The organism is Stutzerimonas sp. FeSN7 (assembly GCF_030263795.1).
In the GTDB taxonomy this organism is placed as follows: Bacteria; Pseudomonadota; Gammaproteobacteria; order Pseudomonadales; family Pseudomonadaceae; genus Stutzerimonas; species Stutzerimonas stutzeri.
In genome coordinates this window covers 2813479-2835368 of record NZ_JARPMN010000001.1, presented here as the reverse complement: position 1 = coordinate 2835368, position 21890 = coordinate 2813479, and the positions used below count along the sequence as shown (strand labels likewise).

20 protein-coding genes and 4 pseudogenes are annotated in these 21890 nt (G+C 64.1%); 12 read left to right on the top strand and 12 right to left on the bottom strand.

Annotated elements, in window-relative coordinates; all coding sequences use genetic code 11:
* Window positions 1–18: 18 nt before the first annotated feature.
* Window positions 19–796: pseudogene (locus P5703_RS13255) on the bottom strand (ion transporter).
* A 90-nt stretch (window positions 797–886) separates the two neighbouring features.
* Between P5703_RS13255 and P5703_RS13250 the strand changes: the two are divergent.
* Window positions 887–1612 carry a DUF72 domain-containing protein gene (locus tag P5703_RS13250; RefSeq protein ID WP_285587359.1) on the top strand — a complete coding sequence of 242 codons (726 nt, stop codon included), beginning with the start codon at window positions 887–889 and terminating at the stop codon, window positions 1610–1612.
* A gap of 3 nt (window positions 1613–1615) precedes the next feature.
* Here the strand turns inward: P5703_RS13250 and P5703_RS13245 are convergent, their stop codons facing one another.
* Window positions 1616–2209 (bottom strand): hypothetical protein, encoded by a 594-nt coding sequence (locus tag P5703_RS13245; protein WP_017245757.1) that lies wholly within the window; start codon window positions 2207–2209, stop codon window positions 1616–1618.
* Between the two features lie 311 nt (window positions 2210–2520).
* Between P5703_RS13245 and P5703_RS13240 the strand changes: the two genes are divergently transcribed.
* A complete protein-coding gene (locus tag P5703_RS13240) occupies window positions 2521–4134 on the top strand; it encodes a methyl-accepting chemotaxis protein (protein ID WP_234493196.1) in 1614 nt (537 codons plus the stop codon).
* Window positions 4135–4235: 101 nt separating this feature from the next.
* Here P5703_RS13240 and P5703_RS23955 read toward each other — a convergent pair.
* The 3 genes and pseudogenes from P5703_RS23955 to P5703_RS13230 all read right to left on the bottom strand — a co-directional run.
* Window positions 4236–4955 (bottom strand): annotated as a pseudogene (locus P5703_RS23955) (DUF3656 domain-containing protein); the annotation flags it as partial.
* Window positions 4956–5498: 543 nt separating this feature from the next.
* Window positions 5499–5795, bottom strand: a pseudogene (locus P5703_RS23950) (MerR family transcriptional regulator); the annotation flags it as partial.
* A gap of 158 nt (window positions 5796–5953) precedes the next feature.
* A complete protein-coding gene (locus P5703_RS13230; RefSeq protein ID WP_045158440.1) occupies window positions 5954–6355 on the bottom strand; it encodes a hypothetical protein in 402 nt (133 codons plus the stop codon).
* A 151-nt stretch (window positions 6356–6506) separates the two neighbouring features.
* Here P5703_RS13230 and P5703_RS13225 point away from each other — a divergent pair, with 151 nt between their 5' ends.
* Window positions 6507–7343, top strand: coding sequence for a CAP domain-containing protein (locus P5703_RS13225; RefSeq protein WP_011912779.1), 837 nt, complete (start codon window positions 6507–6509; stop codon window positions 7341–7343).
* 124 nt (window positions 7344–7467) lie between these two features.
* Window positions 7468–9378: a metallophosphoesterase family protein gene (locus P5703_RS13220; protein ID WP_045633335.1), complete on the top strand. Its 1911-nt coding sequence runs from the start codon at window positions 7468–7470 to the stop codon at window positions 9376–9378.
* Between the two features lie 17 nt (window positions 9379–9395).
* Here P5703_RS13220 and P5703_RS13215 read toward each other — a convergent pair whose 3' ends face one another.
* On the bottom strand, window positions 9396–10043 hold the full coding sequence (locus P5703_RS13215; protein WP_011912781.1) for a cation efflux transmembrane domain-containing protein: 648 nt from the start codon (window positions 10041–10043) through the stop codon (window positions 9396–9398).
* 63 nt (window positions 10044–10106) lie between these two features.
* On the opposite strand from P5703_RS13215, the gene P5703_RS13210 reads away from it, so the two are divergent.
* The 3 genes from P5703_RS13210 to P5703_RS13200 all read left to right on the top strand — a co-directional run bounded on the left by P5703_RS13210 (window position 10107) and on the right by P5703_RS13200 (window position 10981).
* Window positions 10107–10544: a MerR family transcriptional regulator gene (locus tag P5703_RS13210; RefSeq protein ID WP_019407087.1), complete on the top strand. Its 438-nt coding sequence runs from the start codon at window positions 10107–10109 to the stop codon at window positions 10542–10544.
* 43 nt (window positions 10545–10587) lie between these two features.
* Window positions 10588–10731 (top strand): hypothetical protein, encoded by a 144-nt coding sequence (locus tag P5703_RS13205; RefSeq protein ID WP_013982396.1) that lies wholly within the window; start codon window positions 10588–10590, stop codon window positions 10729–10731.
* Between the two features lie 121 nt (window positions 10732–10852).
* Complete coding sequence (locus tag P5703_RS13200; protein WP_013982397.1) at window positions 10853–10981, top strand: hypothetical protein; 129 nt, start codon at window positions 10853–10855, stop codon at window positions 10979–10981.
* 32 nt (window positions 10982–11013) lie between these two features.
* Here the strand turns inward: P5703_RS13200 and P5703_RS13195 are convergent, their stop codons facing one another.
* Complete coding sequence (locus P5703_RS13195) at window positions 11014–12108, bottom strand: SMP-30/gluconolactonase/LRE family protein (protein ID WP_037005066.1); 1095 nt, start codon at window positions 12106–12108, stop codon at window positions 11014–11016.
* A gap of 333 nt (window positions 12109–12441) precedes the next feature.
* Here P5703_RS13195 and P5703_RS13190 point away from each other — a divergent pair.
* Window positions 12442–13446, top strand: a pseudogene (locus tag P5703_RS13190) (sterol desaturase family protein).
* Between the two features lie 94 nt (window positions 13447–13540).
* Window positions 13541–13789: an FmdB family zinc ribbon protein gene (locus tag P5703_RS13185; protein WP_013982399.1), complete on the top strand. Its 249-nt coding sequence runs from the start codon at window positions 13541–13543 to the stop codon at window positions 13787–13789.
* 37 nt (window positions 13790–13826) lie between these two features.
* Here the strand turns inward: P5703_RS13185 and P5703_RS13180 are convergent, their stop codons facing one another.
* Window positions 13827–14720, bottom strand: coding sequence for a LysR family transcriptional regulator (locus P5703_RS13180; protein WP_020699849.1), 894 nt, complete (start codon window positions 14718–14720; stop codon window positions 13827–13829).
* A gap of 85 nt (window positions 14721–14805) precedes the next feature.
* Here P5703_RS13180 and P5703_RS13175 point away from each other — a divergent pair, with 85 nt between their 5' ends.
* Complete coding sequence (locus P5703_RS13175; protein ID WP_279642007.1) at window positions 14806–15594, top strand: NAD(P)H-dependent oxidoreductase; 789 nt, start codon at window positions 14806–14808, stop codon at window positions 15592–15594.
* Window positions 15595–15683: 89 nt separating this feature from the next.
* Here P5703_RS13175 and P5703_RS13170 read toward each other — a convergent pair whose 3' ends face one another.
* From P5703_RS13170 to P5703_RS13160, 3 genes are all read right to left on the bottom strand, one after another.
* Window positions 15684–16259 carry a hypothetical protein gene (locus tag P5703_RS13170; protein ID WP_013982402.1) on the bottom strand — a complete coding sequence of 192 codons (576 nt, stop codon included), beginning with the start codon at window positions 16257–16259 and terminating at the stop codon, window positions 15684–15686.
* Window positions 16260–16273: 14 nt separating this feature from the next.
* Complete coding sequence (locus P5703_RS13165; RefSeq protein WP_108241662.1) at window positions 16274–16876, bottom strand: hypothetical protein; 603 nt, start codon at window positions 16874–16876, stop codon at window positions 16274–16276.
* Between the two features lie 357 nt (window positions 16877–17233).
* Entirely contained in the window at window positions 17234–17656 is a 423-nt protein-coding gene (locus P5703_RS13160; protein ID WP_017245745.1) for a DUF2141 domain-containing protein, read from the bottom strand.
* Between the two features lie 353 nt (window positions 17657–18009).
* Here P5703_RS13160 and katG point away from each other — a divergent pair, with 353 nt between their 5' ends.
* Window positions 18010–20241: a catalase/peroxidase HPI gene (gene katG, locus P5703_RS13155; RefSeq protein WP_125843382.1), complete on the top strand. Its 2232-nt coding sequence runs from the start codon at window positions 18010–18012 to the stop codon at window positions 20239–20241.
* Window positions 20242–20382: 141 nt separating this feature from the next.
* Entirely contained in the window at window positions 20383–21126 is a 744-nt protein-coding gene (locus P5703_RS13150) for a class I SAM-dependent DNA methyltransferase (RefSeq protein ID WP_011912792.1), read from the top strand.
* Window positions 21127–21150: 24 nt separating this feature from the next.
* On the opposite strand, the gene P5703_RS13145 is transcribed toward P5703_RS13150, so the two are convergent.
* On the bottom strand, window positions 21151–21846 hold the full coding sequence (locus P5703_RS13145; RefSeq protein ID WP_279642008.1) for a GNAT family N-acetyltransferase: 696 nt from the start codon (window positions 21844–21846) through the stop codon (window positions 21151–21153).
* Window positions 21847–21890 lie beyond the last annotated feature (44 nt).

Sequence of the window (21890 nt, the reverse complement as noted above, 5' to 3'; positions counted from 1 at the left end):
TCCGACGACCTGGCTAGTTCATTGTGCACCCTGCGAATGGTCGCGGCCTGTCGGCTGGCTTTCTAGCTGCAGTTTTAAAGTGCGCACCTCCTCCGTCAGGCTTTCCATTTGCAACAGTAGGCGGTGCAGCGTCTCTGCATCGGCTGACTGGTGCTCTGCGTGCCGGTCGGCAACGAACAGCGAACCGATATACGCTGCGAAGCTGCCGAAAAGACCTACGCCTGACACCATCAGCAGCACGGCAACGATGCGACCTTCGGTCGTGACTGGGTAGAAATCGCCGTAGCCGACCGTGGTGACGGTGACAAACGCCCACCACAATGCTTCTTCGGGAGTGTTGATCGAACTCTGCGGGTTGGGCGCCTCGACCAGCAGCATGGTCAGCGCGCCGAATGCCACCAGCACCATGGTCGCGGTGGCGGCAGAAGCGACGATGCCCTCGGCGCGATTGCGGAACAGGATTCGCCAGATCAGCCGCAGCGACTTGATCGCCCGTAGCACCCGCAGCACCTGGAAGGCGCGGAACAGCTTGGCCGCCTGCAATCCGCCGGCCGGCACACTGGCCAGCAGATCGATCCAGCCCCAGCGCATGAAGCGCAGCTTGTCTTCCGCCTGTTGCAGGCGCATCCAGAAATCGAGGAAGAAAAAGAAGCAGACGACGTTGTCCAGATAACCGAGCAACGTCGAAACATCGTCAGGCTGGTCGAATACCAGGTCGGCGCGCCAGTGCGCCGATCACATAGACAGACAGGACCAGAATCAGGATCTGAAAGGGGGTGACGGGGCGCTGCTTCATGGATTGACCGTGAGTCGTGAACTGCGAAAAGCGCGCAAGTCTAAAGCACCGGCTCGGTGTCGCGTGGATATCGGAGAAGAAGAGGTCGCGATGACGAAGAGCTCACACATTCGCCTCGGCTGTGCCGGCTGGAGCCTGCCGCGCGACGCCGGGCGAGTCTTCCCCGCGCAGGGGACTCATCTCGAGCGTTATGCACAGGTGCTTCACGCGACGGAAATCAATTCTTCCTTTTATCGCCCGCATCGCCCTGCGACCTACCGCAAGTGGGCTGCCAGCGTGCCGGAGGGGTTCAGCTTCTGCGTGAAGCTGCCGCGGCAGATCAGCCATGAAAAGCGCCTGCGAGATTGCACGCAGGAACTGGAGCGCTTTCTCAGCGAAGTTTCCGAGCTGGGCGCCGGGCTCGGCTGCCTGCTGCTGCAGTTGCCCCCATCGCTGCCCTATGAGCACACGCTGGCTGAGGCGTTCTTCGCGGAACTGCGCGAGCGCTACGGCGGCGACCTGGCGCTGGAACCACGACATGCCAGCTGGCTGGAGGCCGACGCCCAGCTCCGGCACTGGCGTATCGCCCGTGCCGCCGCGGACCCGTCGCCCCTCCCGGGTGGCGGTGAGCCGGGTGGCTGGCCGGGCCTGCGCTACTACCGCCTGCATGGATCCCCGCAGATCTATCACTCGGCGTATCCCAGCCAATGGCTGGAGCGCCTGGCCGAGCAATTGCGTGACTACAGCGATACACCCTGCTGGTGCATCTTCGACAACACTGCCAGCGGCGCCGCAGTGACCGACGCGTTGACGCTGCAGTCGCTGCTGCAGAGCTGACGATCAGCGCGGAATGATGCGCACGCGCCCAGCAGTGTTGTCGCGTCGGGCGGCTTTTTCATTCTCGGCTCGGCCGGGGATACTGCCGGAGTCCTGGCCGCGCTCCGGCGTCGCGGTACCGTTCAGCTCTCGCTCGTCGACGCTGATGGAGGTGGCGTCCGGGTAGCCGGTTGTCAGTGTCTCCGTGCTGGCGGTGACGGGCGTGGCATCGTCATTCCAGGTTGCGCTGCGTTCGTCGATGTCGATGGCGCCGTTGCGCTCCATGATCTGCTCGACGATCGGCACCCGCTCTTCGTTCTGAAGCGATACGGTCACGATGGTCGATCCGCGTCGGGCCGCCTCGGGATAACGTCCGGCATGAGCGGCGGCACCATCGCCGAAGATCTTGCGGAAGAAGTTGCCGATATGTTCGGCCGCCGTGGCGTCCGAGTCCGGCTCCTCGCCAACGACCTCTACGCGACTGCCATCGACGTTCGACGGGTTCATGGACATCGACAGCTGGATGTCGTCATGGGAGACACCCTCGGTCACGAGTTCGGCTTTGACTTGCTCCGCCTGGGCATAGCGGTCAAACGCGGCAATCAGTATCTGGGTCATGGCTTCACCTATCTTGTCGAGTGCACGAGTTGAGGTTGCTCTCCGTTGGCCTCTGGACCACGGGTGGCGCGGTGCATACCTACTGGCTGTTGGGCGCTGCGATTCGCACGATGGTTCCGTAGTTACTAAGGGCGATCGGAGCATCGGCCCTCGCAGACGGTGCGAAAGGGGGTTCTACTTCTTTGGTCTGATGTCGTCGTGATATCGATGGACGGATCTTGTACAGCTATTGGACCGGTGAAACACTCTGTATCACTTCGAAGCAGCCCGGCTTCGATGCCTCCCCCTCACGGTGCCCCATGTTCCGCTCAATGAACGTATCCACCCGAGCTGCTGCCAGCTTCTCGGTCATCGCGTTGATGTTGCTGTTTGTCGGATGTTTTTCGCTGTTTCAGGTCCAGGCGCTGCGGGAAACGGAGCAGGTCATCGAAACCAACTGGCTAGCCGGCGTTCGAGACACTGGCCGGCTTCGGGGAGATGTGCTGGAGCTGCGTCTGACAGTAGCGCGTTCCCTCATTCCGTCCGACGATGGCTCGGCATCCTCGGCAAGCAGTGAGATTGGTCGGCGCCGGTCGCACATCGAAGAGCAATTGGGAGCGTATCTGGGCTCACCGGTCATCGACGAGCATGAACGGCAGCTCGTGCGGAGCGTTCAGGGTGCGGTCGATCGCTACGGCCAGTCGCTCGATCGCTTGCTGGCGTCGCTGGAAAGTGGCGACGTGGCCGCTGCCGTCGCGTTGTTCAACGGCGACATGCGGCAGCAGGGTACGGATATCAATCAGGTACTCGCAGCGTTGACGGCTTACAACGACGAAGGAGCCAAGGCATCGAGTGTATCGGCTGGCTTGGTTTATACCCGCAGTCTGTGGGTCCTGCTCGGTGTAATGGGTTTCGCGATCCTGGCCACGTCGGGCTTGGCGATCGGCTTCACGCGCAGCATCACCAAGCCACTGGGACAAGCTGTGCAGGTGGCTGAAAGCATCGCCGGGGCTGACCTGAGCCAGCCAATCGAGTTGGAAGGCACCGACGAGCCTGCCCGCCTGCTGGCCGCCCTGGCCACGATGCAGGCGACGTTGCGCGCGACGCTTAAGCACATAGGCGATTCCTCGACCCAGCTGGCGACGGCAACGGAAGAGATGACCAGCGTTGCACACGAAGGCAAACGCGGCCTGCAGCGGCAGAATGAGCAGGTTGAGCTGGCGGCGACAGCTGTCAACGAGATGACGGCTGCCATTGAAGAGGTAGCGAGCAACGCGGCCTCGACATCTGACAGCGTGCGTGACTCGACGGCTGCTGCCGAGGCGGGCCGCCATCACGTCAACGATACGGTCAAGGCGATCGATAGCCTATCGGCGCGCATCAGTGACACCGGCGGGCATGTCGAGGGCCTTGCTGGACAGGCACGGGATATCAGCAAGGTGCTCGATGTGATACGCAACATCGCCGAGCAGACCAACCTGCTTGCCCTGAATGCCGCTATCGAAGCAGCACGTGCCGGAGACCAGGGGCGTGGCTTTGCCGTGGTCGCCGATGAGGTTCGGGCGCTCGCTCACCGTACCGGGCAATCGACTCAGGAAATCGAACTGATGATTGCGGCGATCCAGGCCGGTACCGATAGCGTGGTCAAGGCTACTGCCCTGAGCACGGAAGAGGCTGGCAGAACCTTGGGTGTGGCTCGTGAGGCAGGGGCCATGCTGGATAACATTGCCGCCTCGGTAGCGATCATCAACGAGCGCACCGTCATGATCGCGACAGCCGCCGAACAGCAGGCACAAGTCGCTCGGGAAGTGGACCGCAGCCTGATGGCCATACGGGACCTCTCCATTCAGTCGGCGGCTGGCGCCGATCAGACTGCGGCCGCCAGCGATGAACTGGCCAGACTGGCCACCGACCTCAACCATATGGCTCTGCGTTTCAGGACGTGACGCTCATACGGCGTCGCATCGCCTCTGCGTAGCTTGTCGCGCCGAGATTCGATCAGCGGCACAGGCGTCCATGACGAACGCCTGTGCCGCCGGCCAGCGGGTTACGCCGGCTTGTGGCGAATGGTCTTGAGCAAGTCGTCCGGCGTGATGTGCCCGACCACGCTGGCGGCGCTACCCGGCTGCGGCAGGTCGAGGATGTGGCCTTTCATCTTGCCGATCACGTGCATCTCGCAGGGTTTGCAGTCGAACTTCAGCGTCAGCACCTCGTCACCGTGCACCAGCTGCATCGGCGCGACCTTCGTGCGCACGCCGGTGACGCCCTTGGCCTGCTTCGGGCACAGATTGAAGGAGAAGCGCAGGCAGTGCTTGGTGATCATCACCGGCACTTCGCCGGTTTCCTCATGGGCCTCGTACGCCGCGTCGATCAGCTGCACACCGTAACGGTGATAGAAGGTTCGGGCCTTCTCGTTGTAGACGTTGTAGAGAAACGACAGGTGCGATTCTGGATAGACTGGCGGCGGCACGCTGACCGGCTTGCGCCCGCCGCGCGGGTGGATGGCTTCGCGCGCTTCGGTCAGTGCCTCGATGGCTTCGCGGCGCAGCGCCTTGAGTTGCGAGTTGGGGATGAAGAACGCCTGCGGCGCATCCACCTCGACCTCTTCGGCGTGGTAGATGGTGGTGCCCAGCTGGCTGAGCAGGTCGGCGATCTGGCCGGGCACCTGCTCGGGCTTCTTCGCTTCGCCGAAGGGGCCGGGCAGCGTGGCCGTGGCATAGGCGCCTTCCTCGCTGGTGACATGCAGCTCCAGCTCATCGGCGCGCAATTCGTGCTCCGGCGGGAGACGCTCGCTACGGCAGCGCTGGAGCTGCGCGAGCAGTTCCGGCCATTGGCGCAGGCTTGCGGCGTAATGCGTGCGCATGCGGGCGAACTCGTCGTCCGTCAGGTGGCGACGGTAGATCGCCAGGCGGTATTCGGCGAACGCCGCCAGCACATAGTCGCGCATGGCCTGGCTGACGCCGGTTCGCTGCTGCAGCCCGGGCTCGGCTGCGTGCATGGTGTCGAGCCGGGTCAGCAGGGCTGGGTCCTGCGCGGTGTCGCGCTCGAGCTGGATCATCCAGTCCCGCGCCAGCCGCTGTGCTTGCTCAGCCTGCGGCGGTACGCCGGCCTCCATCAGTGCCTTGGCCTGCTCAGCCAGGGCGGGCCAGGCACTGGTGCCTTGGTCGAGGCGTTCGGTGAAGGCCAGCCTGGCCAGTTCGTCGGCGGAAAAGTGCTTCTCGTACATGATCATCGATCCCAGGGTATCCAGTAGGTCGGTCAGCGCGGGTTCCTCGCCCAGAACGTAGCGCTCGCGCAGCCTGTGCAATCGGCTGCGCAGGCGCTGGAGGCTCTGCAACTGGCGATCGAGCTGCAGCAATTGCTGGTCGATCAGTCCAGGCAGGGAAACCGCGCGCTGGTTCAACAGGGCTCCGATGTCGGTCAGCGACAGGCCAAGGCCACGCAGTGCCTGGATGTGATGCAGGCGCTCGATGTCCTTGCGGTCGTAGAGCCGATAACCGGCATCGGAGCGTGCGGACGGTTTGAGCAGATCAAGGTTGTCGTAGTGATGCAGCGTCCGGACGGTCACGCCGGAGCGCCTGGCCAGTTCGCCTACCTTGAGCAACATTGATGTCTCCTTTTCGTTTCGCACGGCAGGGATCGTCGGGGCTGACGCTGCGTGAGGGTCAAGCGGCAGGAACGGATTTTTTTCGAAGGGGGGCGGGCTCGGCTATGAAACCGCGCATGGCAGCGAACGCAGGTCGATCGCGACGGGGCGCAGGTTGCTCATAACCCGCCCAGCAAATCGTGCGCATCGAGCAGGCGCCAGGCGATTTCCGGGCGCTGCGCCAGACCGCGGCGAACGGCGGCGGCAATGGCGGGGCGGGTCTTGCGGCAGAGGCCGGGCTGCTCGGCGAACTCGACGGCGATGCCACGCATGCTGCGCACTTCGTTGTGGCCAGGGGCGATCGTCATGCGAATGCCCAGCTGTTCGAACATGCGCTGCTGCAGCCGCTCCAGCTCCTCCAGGCTCTGCACGTTGGCCAGACGCTCGAGCAGGCGGTTTTCCTCGTGGCGGGTGAGCAGCAGGATGCGCACGTCGGCGCCCGGCGCTTCCAGCAGCTCGTCCCGCCGACAGGTGCAGGTGCCGGGTGGGCAGGATTGACGAATCGGCGGTTGGCTGTTCATGGCGCCTGATCATAGCCAAGGCCGCCAGCGGCGCCCAGCCGGTGGCCTTGTGCCGCTGCGGTGATGACAAGCGCGGCGGTGTCACGCACCATGGCGCCAGTTTTCGCGCCGGGTGCGCGTCGTTCCGTCAGGGAATTGCTGGAGAACTGTCATGCGTGTTCTGTCATCCGTCCTGCTGCTGGCGACCCTTTGCGTTGCCGGCGCCGCTGCGGCCGAGGAGGCCCGGCTGGTCGAGTCGATCAATGCCTACCGTGGCGAGGTGCAGCGCTGCGGCAGCAAGGCCAGCGAGGAGCTGCCGCCACTCACGGCCGATTCGCGGCTGAACTTGCCGGTCGGCGCCGCCGGTGACCTGCAGGATGCCTTGTCCCGCGCAGGCTACCCGATGGTCACGGTGCAGGCGATCACGCTGTCCGGTCCGCGGGATGCCCAGGCGGCGATGCAGGCGCTGCGCGAAAGCTTCTGCCGGGTGATCCTCGATCCTCAGTTCACCGATATCGGCGTCAGCCGCGAAGGTCGCGACTGGCGCATCGTGGTGGCGCGGCCGCTGCTCGATGGTCGCCTCGGCGACTGGCAGGCCGAAGGGCAGAAGCTGCTGGAACAGATCAATCGTGCCCGGGCCTCGGCGCGCCGTTGCGGTAGCCAGGATTTCGCCGCCGCGCGGCCGCTGGCCTGGAACGCGACGCTGGGCAGCACCGCCGAGGCTCACAGTCGGGCGATGGCCAATCGCAACTTCTTCAGTCACTTGAGCGAGGACGGCCGTACGCCGGGCGATCGCGCCGAACTCGCCGGCTACGCCGGTAGCCTGGTCGGTGAGAACATCGCCGCGGCGCTGCCGACCGCGCGCAAGGTGCTGGAAGGCTGGCTGGCCAGCCCGGGGCACTGCGCCAATCTGATGAACCCGGCGTACACCGAGCTGGGCGCGGCCTATGCGGTCGATCCGCAGAGCGACGCGGCCATCTACTGGACGGCCATGTTCGGCGCCCCTTGAACGGCAAGTCGAGCCCCTCGCTGCTTCCAATGAGCGATCGGGGCCGGTGTGCTGTCAGAGAAGCCTGTTGCCAAAGACAGGGTTGCCCTTGACCGATATTCCCACCCACCAGGATCTGCCGCCCGTGCTGGCCGGCCCGTTGCTGCGTCGAGCCGAGCCTGGCGGTCTGACCTTCTGGCTGATCGCGTCACGCGTGCTCGAGCTGTCGCTGATCCTTGAAAGCCCCCAGGCCGGCCAGCAGCGGCGCATTCGGCTCGAAGGCGAGGCCTGCCAGCGGCTGCGGCTTGGCCATCATGCGGTGCTGCACCTCATCCGTTTCACGCCCGATGCAGCGCTGCCCGGCGATTGCCTGATCGAGTACGACCTTTTGCTCCACGAGGGCGAGCAGCCGCGGGGCATCGCCGACTGGGCGCCACACCTGTTGCACGACGGCGCCACGCGGCCGAGCTTCGTCATCAAGTCGCGGCTCGACCGCGTGCTGCACGGCTCCTGTCGCAAACCGCACCATGCGGCCGCGGATGGGCTGCTGTGCGTGGACGAGCTGGTGCGCCGCGGCTTGACCGATCCGGACGCGCGCCCGGCAGTGCTGCTGATGACCGGCGACCAGGTCTACGCCGATGATGTCGCTGGGCCGATGCTGGTGGCCATCCACGCGCTGATGCGCCGGCTGGGCCTGTACGGCGAGCATCTCCAGGGCGCGGTGGTGGATGACAGCGATGAACTGCTGGCCCACCCGGCCACCTACTACCGGCGCGAGCAATTGCTGCCCGCGTTCAAGTCCAACGAGGCGTTGCGCGAACGCTTCTTCGGCGGTGTGGAAAAGCCGGTGTTCACCACCGCCAACGGACAGAACCACCTGATCACCCTGGCCGAGGTCATGGCCATGTACCTGCTGGTGTGGTCGCCCACGCCGTGGTCGCTGATCGAACCGGTGATGCCCGCGCTCGAGACGAAGCACGCCGAGCGCTATCGCCGCGAAGAACACTGTCTGCGGGGGTTCCGGCGCACTTTGCCGCAGGCTGCGCGGGCGCTGGCCCATGTGCCGTCGTTGATGATCTTCGACGACCACGACATCACCGACGACTGGAACCTGTCGGCTCGCTGGGAGGAGACCGCCTACGGCCACCCGCTGTCGCGGCGGATCATCGGCAATGCGCTCATCGCCTATCTGCTCTGCCAGGCCTGGGGCAATCAGCCCGAGCGTTTCGGCGCGCTGCTGGCGCAGGTGCAGCAGCTGCTGGAGGCTGCTCGGGATGGCTGGCTCGATTGCGCCGAACAGGACCGTTTCATCGAGACGCTGCTGCGTCTGGACGGCTGGGGCTACGAATTGCCAAGCGAACCGCCGCTGGTGGTGCTCGACACCCGCACCCGGCGCTGGCGCAGCGAGCGCAATCTGAGTCGCCCTTCCGGCCTGATGGATTGGGAGGCGCTGAGCGAACTGCAGCAGAACATCCTCGACAAGCCCTCGGTGCTGATCGTCTCGCCGGCGCCGATGTTCGGCGTCAAGCTGATCGAGGCGGTGCAGCGGGTGTTCAGCTGGGCCGGCCAGCCCTTGCTGGTGGATGCGGAAAACTGGATGGCCCACCGTGGTGCCGCGCACGTGATGATGAACATCTTCCGTCATTCGCGCACGCCGGGTAACTACGTGATCCTCTCCGGTGACGTGCATTACTCCTTCGTCTACGAAGTGCACATCCGCGCCCGCGACAGCGGGCCGAGGGTCTGGCAGATCACCAGCAGCGGGGTGAAGAACGAGTTTCCACGACGCCTGCTGGACTGGTTCGATCGCCTCAATCGCTGGCTGTATGCGCCCTGGTCGCCGCTGAACTGGCTGACCAAGCGGCGGCGCCTGGAAGTCGTGCCGCGTGTGCCGGACCGCAGCCAGGCGGGCGAGCGTCTGTGGAACGGCTCGGGCATCGGCCTGCTGGTGCTGGATGAGCAGGGCAGGCCGCGGGAAATCCTCCAGCTGAACGCCGATGGCTCGGCTCCGGTGGCCTTCCTCCACGAGCGCAGCCGGTCGGGCTGCGATCGGTAGAGAACGCGAAGCCTGCGTCAGGCGCCTCGCTCCATTTGCCTGACGGCCATTCGCTCGGTGCGCAGCTCGTCGAGGGCGTGGCGGGTGATCTGCACGGCTGCGCTGATCGACAGCAGCGCCATGATGCTGGCCACGATCAGGTCCGGCCAGCCCGCCCCAGTGCCGAACACACCCAGCGCCGCCAGCATCACGGCGATATTGCCCAGCGCATCGTTGCGGCTGCACAGCCAGACACTGCGCATGTTGCTGTCGCCTTCACGGTAGGCATAGAGCATGAGCGCCACGGCGACGTTGGCCAGCAGTGCGATGGTGCCGACGATGCCCATCGTCGTGGCCTGGGGCACGCTGGCATCGATGAAGTTGTCGATCGCGACTACCAGGATGAACAGGCCGAACAGACCCATGGTCAGTGCCTTGGCCAGCGACGCCCGGGCCCGCATGACCACGCCCATGCCCAGCACAAACAGGCTGACACCGTAGTTGGCCGCATCGCCGAAGAAGTCCAGCGAGTCGGCCAGCAGCGAGACCGAACCGGCCCGCACGCCGGCGCCTATCTCCACCGCGAACATCGCCAGGTTGATCAGCAGCGCGATCCAGAGAATCCGCCGATAGCGCCCGCGCACCGCTGCGCTGGCGCAACCACTGTTGCAGCAATTTCCTGCCATGTACGTCGCCTCGGAATGTCGATGGCATTACGCTAAACCCTGTAGCAACTACAGGGTCAAGCCATGTCTATCACCATCGGCAAACTCAGCCAGGCCACGGCTGTGAACGTGGAGACCATCCGCTACTACGAGCGCATCGGCCTGCTCGCGGCGCCGTTGCGGACGTCGTCCGGCTATCGCAGCTACACGGCTCAGGACGTGGCGCGGTTGCGGTTCATCAAGCGGGGGCGGGAGCTGGGCTTCTCCCTTGATGAAATTCGCACGCTGGTCGAACTGGCCGATCAGCCGGGGCACGCCTGTAGCGATGTCGATCGCCTGGTTCAGACCCACCTGGTCGAGGTGCGCCAGCGCATCGCCGACCTGCAGCGGCTCGAGGCGGAGTTGCAGCGCCTGGCCGGTTGCAATCAGTCGTCGGTGAAAGACTGCCGCATCATCGAAGCGCTTTCGGCAGCGGTACAGCAGGCCGGGCCCACTGTCGACGATCGCAGAACGACCAGCTAGTACGGCACTCCAACGCACTGAACCCACTGCCGAGGACGCTGCCATGATCGATCCAGACGACCCGCTCAAGGATGGACTGACCCCGCCCGATTACGACGAATACGGCGACGTGCCGGATTCCGGCGAGAACGCTGACGACAGCCAGCCGAGTGACGAGCCGAACGCGGGAGAAAGCCCGCTGGGATAACGCCTGCTGCCTGCATGCTCGGCCGACATGACTGGACAATTCTCCCCGCCCGGCCTAAAAAGCGCGCTGCGCCGGCCGCCCTGAGGCCGGTGCGGCATCCTTGGCTGAAGGCAGACCTACCGTGAAAAAGAAAAAGCCCGTCGACCCCATCCGGCAAGCCGAAAAGAACCGCGCCCACCGAATCGGCTGGCTGATCGCCCTGGCGGGCATCGCTGCCGGTTTCGCGCTGGTGATGATCAAGCCGCTGTAAACGCGAGGTCTTGGCGCCGCATCGGCGACTGCTTAGGTGAAGGTGGCGCCTCTCGCGTTCACGTACAGCGAATAGAGGGCGTGGCTGCTGGCCATGAACAGGCGGTTGCCCTGCACACCGCCGAAGCACAGGTTGGCGCAGCGTTCCGGCAAGTGAATATGGCCGATCGCCTCGCCCTGTGGATTGAAAACCCGTACGCCGTCCAGGCCTTCCGGGTTGGCTTCCGGCGAGCCGGAGCTGCCCCAGCCGCACCAGAGGTTGCCGGCCTCGTCGCACTTGATGCCGTCCAGTGCACCATGGCCGGTCGCCTCGATATGCTGGCTGCGCTCACCCAGCGTACCGTCGCCGTTCACCGCATAGGCCCACACCAGGCGGTTGGGCTTGGCGCGGCCCTCGACCACATAGAGCGTGCTCTCGTCGGGCGAGAAGCACAGACCGTTGGGGCCGGCGATGCCCTCGATAACCCGGGTCACCTCCAGCGTGCTGCCATCGATGCGGTAGACCGCGTCCGGCAGCTCGGTTTGAATCTTGTGCCCCTCGTAATAGTTGCCAGCCTGGAAGGGCGGATCGCTGAACCAGATGGACCCATCGCGCTTGACCACCACGTCGTTCGGCGAATTGAAGCGCTTGCCCTGATAGTTGTCGGCCAGCACGGTGATCGCACCGTTGTGCTCGGTACGGGTCACGCGCCGACCCAGTTCATGCGTCGTGGAGCCTTCGCAGACCACCAGCCGGCCCTCGCGGTCGCGGGTCAGGCCATTGGAGAAGTTCGCCTGCTCGCGAAATACGCCCAGCGACTGGCTGATCTCGTCCCAACGCATGATGCGGTTGTTGGGAATGTCGCTGAGCAGCAGGTAGCGCCCGTCGCCAACCCATACCGGACCTTCGGCCCAGCGCAGGCCGTCGGCAATCTTCTCGACGCTGGCGTTGAACAGGCGCAATTGCAGAAAGCTTTCATCCAGTACTTCCAGGGATGGATCGGGGTAACGCCTGCTGAGTGGCTCAGCTGATTGAGCGAGCCGCGGCAGCGCCATGCCGGTAGCCAGCAACGCGGTGGAGCAGGCAACGGATTGCTTTAGAAAGCGGCGGCGGGAACCGGGTGATGAGTGTTGTTCTTGTTCGTCCATTTTGAGGGACCCTTGTTCGAAATCGGAGGGGGGGCCGCGAACGAATCATAGTAGAGGTATGACGACTTTCAACATTTCAAAAAACATAGGCGAAGCCGTAAGAGTTTTGTTTAGATAAATTAGGGTGTTGCAAGAGTGTGGCGTTTTCTAGTTGTACTACAACGTGAGTTTCAGTAGTCCGGTACGGGCCGTACGCCGCTCCTGCGGCCAGCGTGCGTGCCTGTTCGTAGCGGAGCAGGGAAGGCCTGCAACTATCGTATGATAAGCATTCGCATATACGAAGCGTTTCGCCTGCCTCTATAATCCGCCACCTTTTTTCCGAGGCGGCCAGGCATGGGCGTTTCCGACTCCTTCCAGCGGTACCTGATCGATCCTTTCGTACAGCAGTTCACCAGCCTGTTCGACCTGAACGGTCGCCTGGGCCTGCTGTTTCTCGGCGTGTCTTATGCCGTCGCCTATCTGCTATTTCGCTACCGACGACAGCATGGGCTGACGCAGGCGATGTCGTTCTGGGCCTTTCTCGGAGGCTGGCGCGTGCACTGGCATCCTTCGGCGCGTCTGGACTACCGCTACTAGTTCGTGCGAGGCGTGCTGAAGGTCGCGCTGGTGGTGCCGATCGTGGCGCTCGTCGATCCATACATCCTGCGTTCGGGCGACTACATCGCCTTTTTCGAGAACCTCTGGGGTGCGCGGCCGCAAGTCGGGCAGAACCTTTCGCTGACGCTGCTCTACGGGTTCGGCGTGTTCATCATCAGTGACTTCGCCGGCTACTGGGTGCACCGGGCGTTCCACTGCGGCTGGCTGTGGGAGTTTCACAAGGTGCACCATTCGGCACCGGTGATGGTTCCGCTGACGGCCAGCCGGGTGCACTTTCTAGAGAAGATCGTCGGCCGGTTGGTGGATCTGGTGCTGCTTGGCGCCTACGCCGGAATCTTCTGGTACGCCTGCGGCGGTGAGATCAGCCGCTACACGCTGTTCGGGGTGACCTATCTGGTCTTCATCTTCAACGCGCTGGCTTCAAATCTGCGACATAGCCACGTCTGGCTGTCGTTCGGGCCACGTCTGGAGCACATTCTCAGTAGCCCGGCGCAGCACCAGATCCACCACAGCGATGCGCCACGGCATTTCCACAAGAACTTCGGGACCAATCTGTCCATCTGGGACTGGATGTTCGGCACCCTCTACGTCACCAGCGCCAGCCCCGAGACGCTGCGCTTCGGTACCGCGGAGCAAGACTCGCACCGCTACCTGACGCTCTACAGCCTGATCCTGATGCCATTCGTGGATACGGCCCGCAAGCTCATGCCCGCCAGTCCGCCGCGCCGGGTCGACTCCTGATGTGGCGGCGGGGCTGAACGAACGGCTCTTTCGCTCGTACAATCGCGCTTTCTTCCATCCAACGGCCAGGCCCGTCTACTCAAGAGGAATCGCCATGCCGACCTACGACTATCGCTGTGAAGCCAACGGCCAGGTTTATGAAGTGCGCCATGCCATGGCGCTGCGCCCCAAGACCTGGGGTGAGCTGCGTGTGGCCGGCGCGCTGGCTGAAGATGCCACCATTGCGGATGATGCGCCGGTGACCCGGCTGCTGACCGCCGCCGGAGTGGTGAGCAGCCGGGTGCTGAAGAACCCTGAAGCCCCGGCCTGCGCGCGTGGCGGTTGCGCCGGCAATTGCCGCTAGCCATGGCCCCTCGGGGCTTCGCCGCCTGATTCACCTCCTACACGGCTTTGGCGATCTGCTCACGCAGCCATTGATGCGCGGGATCGCGGTGCGAACGCTCGTGCCAGAGCATGGCCATCTCGTAACCTGGCACTTCCAGCGGCGCCTCGACCACCTGTAGCGTGCTGCTGCCGCGCACCAGCCGTTCGGGAAGCATGGCCACCAGATCGGTGCTCTCCAGCACCGATCGCAAGAACAGAAAATGCGGCACCGACAATACGACCCGCCGCTGCATGTCTCGCTGCGCGAGGGCCTCGTCGGTTGCCCCCTGAAACCCACCGCCGTCCGGCGAGACAATAACCTGCTCGAGCGTGCAGAACCGTTCGAGCGTCGGCCGCCGCTTCAGCTGGGGGTGGCCGACGCGACCGGCGAGTACGTAGCGCTCGGTGAACAGCGTACGCCGGCGAAGACCGGGCGGCGAACCCTCTGCGGTATGAAAGGCGAGGTCGATATCGCCCTGTTCCGCCTGACGAGCGATGCGTGCCGGCACCATTTCGACCACTGCCAGGCGAGTGCCGGGCGCCGTACTGCGTAGCCGGCTCAGCACCGGCAACACGATGGCCGATTCACCGTAATCGGTCGCAGCGACCCGCCAGACATCCTGCGCCGCGGCCGGGTCGAACGGGCTGGCCGGCGCAACCGCGCGTTCCAGCGCCTGCAAGGCCTGGTGCAGCGGCTCGCGCAACTCCTCGGCACGTGCCGTCGGGCGCATGCCGCGGGGACCGGGTAGCAGCAGGGGGTCGCCGAATATCTCGCGCAGTTTGGCCAGATGGACGCTCACCGAAGGCTGGGAGAAGTTCAGCCGCTCGGCAGCGCGGGTAACGTTGTGCTCGGCCAGTAGCACATCCAGGGTCACCAACAGGTTCAGGTCCAGACGTCTGAGATTATTCATGCACATACCAGGAATCTTGGTTATTCATTTCCAATATACCTGGTGCGCTCGGCATCCTGCGCGTGTCCTGAACCGGAGACCTGCCATGAATGTTCTGATCGTCTATGCCCATCCCGAACCGCGTTCCCTGAACGGCACCCTGAAGGATTTCACTGTCCAGCGGCTGCGCACCGCTGGCCACGCCGTGCAGCTGTCCGATCTGTATGCCATGGGCTGGAAAGCCCCCATCGACGCCCGAGACAGCCTGGATTACGACCCGGAGAGCCGCTTCGATCCCTCGCAGGATTCGCGCCGTGCGTTCGCCAGCAGCCGGCAGAGCCCGGACATCGCCGCCGAGCAGGACAAACTGCGCTGGGCCGATGCGCTGATCCTGCAGTTCCCGCTCTGGTGGTTCTCGATGCCGGCCATCCTCAAGGGCTGGGTCGATCGGGTTTATGCCTACGGCTTCGCCTACGGTGTAGGCGAGCACTCGGATGCGCGCTGGGGTGATCGTTACGGCGAAGGCACGATGGTCGGCAAGCGGGCCATGCTTATCGTTACCACCGGAGGTTGGGCATCGCACTACGGTCCGCGCGGTATCAACGGGCCGATTGACGATCTGCTGTTTCCGATCCAGCACGGCATCCTGCATTACCCCGGCTTCGATGTACTGCCGCCGTTCGTGGTGTACCGTACCAGCCGCATCGATGAGGCGCGCTTTGCCGAAATCCGCGAACAACTGGGTGAGCGCCTCGATAACCTGTGGCGCACTGAGCCGATTGCGTACCGCAAGCAGAACGGTGGGGATTACGAGATTCCGGCGCTGACGCTGCGGCCCGAAGTGGCGCCGGGCGCTGAGGGGCTCTGCATTCACGTGATCGGCTCCGATGGTTGAGGGTGGTCGAACCCTGTTCCATCGGAGCGCGGAACTGCGCGCAGAGCACACGGTTGTGCCCCGCGGGCGTCGCCGGCGGGGCCTACCGGTCAGATCAGGTTCTTCTGCGCCGCTGCTTCAAGGTTGCTCTTGGCCAGTTCACCGAGGATCTCCTCGCCCGAACCGTTGAAGGGCAGAGCGAAGACGAGGAACAGGTGCATCCAGGTTGTCAGGGTCTCCTGCTTTTGTACCTGGCCGACTTTCCTGCCTTCGCCGTCGCGGAATGTCATGTCCATGATCAGCGTGTTGTCGAAGGTGCCCGGGATCAGAAAGAACGTCGCGCCGGTGATCACCGCCAGACCGAGATTGCCGGTTTCCTGGTTGCGCAAGGTTACGGTCACGTAGACATCCGAGGCTTCTTGTTCGGTGCTCACTCGGGAGAAGCGACCACTGTCGACGAACTCCTTTCTGATCAGCTCTTCAAGCCGGGCGATGTTGGGATTGCTCGCCTTCGGTGTGCCGTTAAACGAATACTCGGTTTGTACTTTGATGTAGGCGCTCGGTTTCTTCTGTACCGATTCGAGCGGCCATTGACTCACTTCTGGCAGCGACTTGTGGGAGTAGGTCATGCATCCCGTGAGGGTCAGGCACGCCAGGGCGGCAACGATGGTCATCAGTTTTTTCATGTTTGGCATCCCTGTCAGTGAGCGAGCTGCTGCGTGCCGTCTTTAAGCAACTGCTCAACCAGCTGAGTCAGTTGCTGCGAGCCGGACGCATTGAAGTAATCGGCATCCCATAGTCCCGTGTTCTGATTCAGCACCAGGACCTTCTCTACATGTGCCACTTGCTTACCGGCGGCATCGTCGATGGTCAGCTCGCCGCGAAGATCGTACTTGTCGACGTAGATGGGGCCGTTCACCCAGATCCACATGGTCAGCGTCAGCAGCGCACCCGGGAAATATCCCGGGTGCGGTGTGCGCTTGCCCTTGAGGGAGGTGAAGTTGAAGCGCAGCTCAACGTCTCGCTCGTCCAGCTTGGCGGGGAAGCTGATCATGTGTTCGAAGTACTCGCCACGATCGATATGTTGCGCAATCTGGGTGGTCAGCACATTGCTGATGTTGCGGCGTTGGGTCTCGTTCAGCTGCGGGTCGCTAACCTCGACGTCCTTGAGCAAAGCGCCAACCGGGACGGATTGCGCCATCGCCTGGGAGGGCAGCCCAATGGGGCCAGTGGGGGTGAACGAGACGCAACCGGTCAGCGCCAGGCTCAACAGGCCGGCGACCAGATATTTGACGGGGGTCATGGTACTTCCTTGATGTTCTACGGGTTGGCAGGCCGCGAACGACGTGCAGCTACTCTCTGAAGTTGGAGCCTTTCCGCCGTCCTTGGCAGCCGAGATGATACGGGCTAAATGCCATTACGCTGGCGATATTTTTGTGAGCTGTTTCGTACGGATCGGTATTCGCGTGTCGCTACGACCGCTCGGATCAGGATGAAGATGCCGAGGGCTCTGAACCGGTTCTGTTGAAGGCAAGTTGGACCGTATGCGGCGCGGGTTCTTCCAGCTGGGGCTGGTCAGTGCACCGGCGTCGGCCGGGAGTTTCGGTCGTGTCGCCGTCTCGTTGGTGCCCGTCTGATCGCAAGGCCGTGGAAGGCGCGACTAGTAACGCATCTTCAGCTCGATCCGCGCGGGCTCGTCGGCGGTCACCTCGAAGGCGCTGTCCTCGTAGGACGGTGGGCCCATCACCTTGGGGTTGTTCGATAGCCCGTAGCCTTCGACCGGAATCATGCCGAAGCGCAGGTCCAGTCGGCCGTTATCGTTCTCGTCGTGGTAGGCCAGCACCGCGTAGCGGCCGGGCGGCACATCGTCGAACGTCACGGTTACCGTACCGGCTTCGGCTTTGGCCTTCTGCGCGGCGAAGGCCTGGTCATCCTTGCGGAAGCTCTTGGCATCGGCAAACACCGCCACGGCCACTTGGCCGCGGTCATGCTGCAGCCCGCTGAGCGTGACCTGCAGCTCCTGAGCCTGGGCTGCGGGAATCAGAAGGGCGAGGGCCAGGCCCGTAATCGAAAGTGCTTTCATGCTGTGCTCTTGATAACGAGGGTGCGCGCACTACCGGCGGTTCGACGACGGACGCGCCAGTGCCGTGCGACATCTTCGGCGAACAAGCGAAGCGTTGTCCACGCTCAGCTGTGGGCGCATTTACATGCGGAAAAACTTCTATCGGAGCGATAGGGATTATTCATGGCCGCTCGCAAGCGCTGCTTCGCCTCAGGGCAGCCGCTCTAGCCAGGGTCTTTCAGCCTATCTAGCAATTGTCGGCACGGCAGATCGGCCCCGCTGGCAGCGTGCGGTGCCCTACGCCGAGCGGACCGGGTGCTAGGGTTTCCTGAGCGGTGCCTGGCCGCTAACGACAACCACGTGAGGAATGCAACATGAACGCCGAATCTGGAGAAAATGCCGGGGGCGGCTGCCCACTCGGTCATGGCGCCGGCGCACCGCGCAAACGCCCGAGCAATCGCGATTGGTGGCCTGAAGCACTGAGCCTGACATCGCTCAACCAGCACTCGCCACGCTCCAATCCCTACGGTGGCGATTTCGACTACGCCGCCGAATTCAACTCCCTCGATCTCGATGCGGTGATCGCCGACCTGCACAAGGTGATGACCGATTCGCAGGACTGGTGGCCGGCCGATTTCGGCCATTACGGCGGCCTCTTCATCCGCATGGCCTGGCACAGCGCCGGGACCTACCGCATCACCGACGGCCGCGGCGGCGCGGGCGGCGGGCAGCAACGCTTCGCTCCGCTCAACAGCTGGCCGGACAACGCCTCGCTGGACAAGGCGCGACGCCTGCTCTGGCCGATCAAGCAGAAATACGGACGCAAGTTGTCCTGGGCAGACCTGTTCGTGCTCACCGGCAACGTCGCGCTCGAATCCATGGGTTTCAAGACCTTCGGCTTCGGCGGCGGCCGTGCCGACACCTGGGAGCCGGAAGAGCTCTTCTGGGGGCCTGAGGGCACCTGGCTGGGTGACGAGCGCTACAGCGGCGAACGCCAGCTGCACCCAGGCCTGGGTGCGGTGCAGATGGGCCTGATCTACGTGAATCCGGAGGGCCCTAACGGCAACCCGGACCCGAAGGCCGCGGCCGTCGACATCCGCGAAACCTTCGCCCGCATGGCCATGAACGACTACGAGACCGTGGCGCTGATCGCCGGCGGCCACACCTTTGGCAAGACCCACGGTGCGGGCGATCCCTCATTCATCGGGCCGGAGCCAGAAGGCGCGCTGATCGAAGATCAGGGGCTGGGCTGGCGCAGCAAGTTCCAGACCGGCATCGGACCGGACGCCATTACATCGGGGCTGGAAGTCATCTGGAGCCAGACGCCGGTCAAATGGTCGAACTACTTCTTCGAGAACCTGTTCAATTTCGAATGGGAACTGACCAAGAGCCCGGCCGGTGCGCACCAGTGGGTGGCCAAGGATGCCCCGGAAATCATTCCCGATCCCTTCGACCCGAACAAGAAACGCAAGCCGACGATGCTGACGACCGATCTGTCGTTGCGTTTCGACCCGATCTACGAGCCGATCTCACGCCACTTCCTCGAGAACCCGGACGAATTCGCGGACGCGTTCGCCCGCGCCTGGTTCAAACTGACCCACCGCGACATGGGCCCCATCGCGCGCTATCTCGGCCCGCTGGTGCCGAAGGAGCAGCTGATCTGGCAGGACCCGATTCCCGAGCGCGACCACCCGGTGATCGACGACGCCGACATCGCGTCGCTCAAGCAGAAGATCCTCGGCCTGGGCTTTTCCGTATCGGACCTGGTGTCGGTGGCCTGGGCCTCGGCGGCGACCTACCGCGGTTCGGACAAGCGCGGCGGAGCCAATGGCGCGCGCATTCGCTTCGCTCCGCAGAAGGACTGGGAAATCAACAACCCGCCGTTGCTGGCGCATGTGCTGCAGAAGCTCGGCGAGATACAGAGTGACTTCAACGGCTCGGCCACCGGTGGCAAGAAGGTTTCCATGGCCGACCTGATCGTGCTGGCCGGCTGTGCGGCCATCGAGAAGGCCGCGCAGGATGGCGGCGTGAATGTCGCCGTACCTTTCACCCCAGGGCGGATGGATGCGCTGGAGGAATGGACCGACGCGCAGTCGTTCGAGGCGCTGCGCCCGGTGGCCGACGGCTTCCGCAACTACTACCACGAGTCCCACTTCATGGCGCCCGAGGAAGCGCTGGTGGACAAGGCGCACCTGTTGCGCCTGAGCGCACCTGAGATGACCGTGCTGGTCGGCGGCATGCGCGTGCTGGGCGCCAATGCCGGCGGCAGTCAGGACGGTGTGTTCACCCACCGCGTCGGCGTGTTGTCCAACGACTTCTTCGTCAACCTGCTGGACATGAAGAACGAGTGGACGGCCACCGAGCACAAGAACCGCTTCCAGGGCCTGGACCGCAAGACCCGCCAGCCCACCTGGACGGCGACCCGCGTGGACCTCATCTTCGGCTCGCAATCGGAGCTGCGCGCCCAGGCCGAGGTGTACGGCATGGCCGATGGCAACGAGAAGTTCGTGCGCGACTTCGCCAAGGCTTGGGACAAGGTGATGAACGCCGACCGGATGGACATCGGCAAACCCGCCGATCAGTTCAGCCAGAAACTGTCGGCCTAAGTGCCGCGGCGGCGTCCTGTAGGGCGCCGCCGTTGCTTTCAAGCCTGACCGGCAAGTGCCTGCGCCACAGGTTTGCCGCGCGATTTTCCTGCGGCCCGGCTATGATGCGCGCCCCCAGCGCCTCGCTCAGCAGAGACCAGCATGCCCGGCACCGCCATCTATACCGACCTGTCGGGTTACTACGACCTCATGTGCGCCGATATCGACTACGGCGCCCAGAGCAGTGCCGTCCAGCGGCTGCAGCAATTGTTCGGCAATGGTGGAAGACGGCACCTGGATCTCGCCTGCGGAACCGGGCCGCACGTGCGCCATTTCATCGATGCGGGCTACGACAGCAGCGGGCTGGACATCAATCAGCCGATGCTGGACCGGGCCACGCTGCGTTGCCCGGAGGCGCGCTTCTCGCTGCAGGACATGTGCAGCTTCAGCCTGGATCGGCCGGTCGACCTGATCACCTGCTTCCTGTACTCGATCCATTACAGCGCCGGGCTCGAGCGGCTCGCCGCCTGTATCGCCCATGTGCACGCCGCGCTGGCCGACCAGGGGCTGTTCTGCTTCAACGCCGTGGACAAGCAGCGGATCGACAACCGCTCGTACGTGTCTCACACCGCTCACCATGCCGATGGCCTGTTCGGCTTCAGTTCCGGCTGGTACTACAGCGGTGAGGGCGAGCGGCAATTGCTGCGGTTGCGCATCGAGAAGACGCTGGCCGGAGCCAGTCAGGTCTGGCAGGACGAGCATCCGATGGTGGCGGTGAGCTTCGCTGAACTGATCGCGCTGCTGGAACCGTATTTCGAGGTGCATGTGCTCGAGCACGACTACCAGAAGATCGCTCCGTGGGACACGGCGTCCGGCAACGCCATCTTCGCCTGCGTGAAGCGCTGATCGGCGTGCACGCAGCTAGCGCGCTCAGTGCAACCGCTTGGCCGAGGTGCGCAGCCCGATCAGCTGATCGGCCTGTCGGGCCAGCTCGTCGAGCAGCAGGTCGCGGTGTTTCTCGGCTGCCTTCATGGCGCTCTGACCGTGCTGCTTGACCAGGTAGCTGTAGATTTGCCGGACCTCCCTGGACTGGAAGATGGGCTGCAGATCCTGCACCGCCACCGCACCGTCTGAAGCCTGGCTCCGCGTGTTCATCAGCACCTGCGGGCCGCGCGCTACCAGCGGCATGAAGCCCTGCGCCTCGAAGTACCCGGCCTTGCCCGCCACGCACGCCACCTCCGCGTGGGGATAGCGCGACAGCATCCGTTCGACCATCGCCCGGCCGATGCCCTGCCGGCGCTGCTCCGCGCTCACGGCCAGGTAGACCAGGGCACAGGCTTCGGGGTCGTCCACATACGGCAGGTAAAGCGCGAAGCCGAGCAGCGTCGCCGGATCTTCCGCATCCAGCGCCATGATCAACCCCGGTTTGCCGGGCTGCGCACCGTCCATGCTGTCGAGATAGCGATGCACCTCGAGCCCCACCACGTACTGATACAGCGGGTACAGCAGGTTGCTCGGCGTGAGCGAGACGGCGCTGATGTCGCCGAGGTAGTCCACCACCATCTGCAGCAGCTGGCCTTTCAGCGCTTCCGGCGGCGGGGTTTCCAGATGGGCGAGGGTGAACATGGGGGCTCCGGGGCGGTACGGCAAAGGCGGCATTGTAAGGCCCA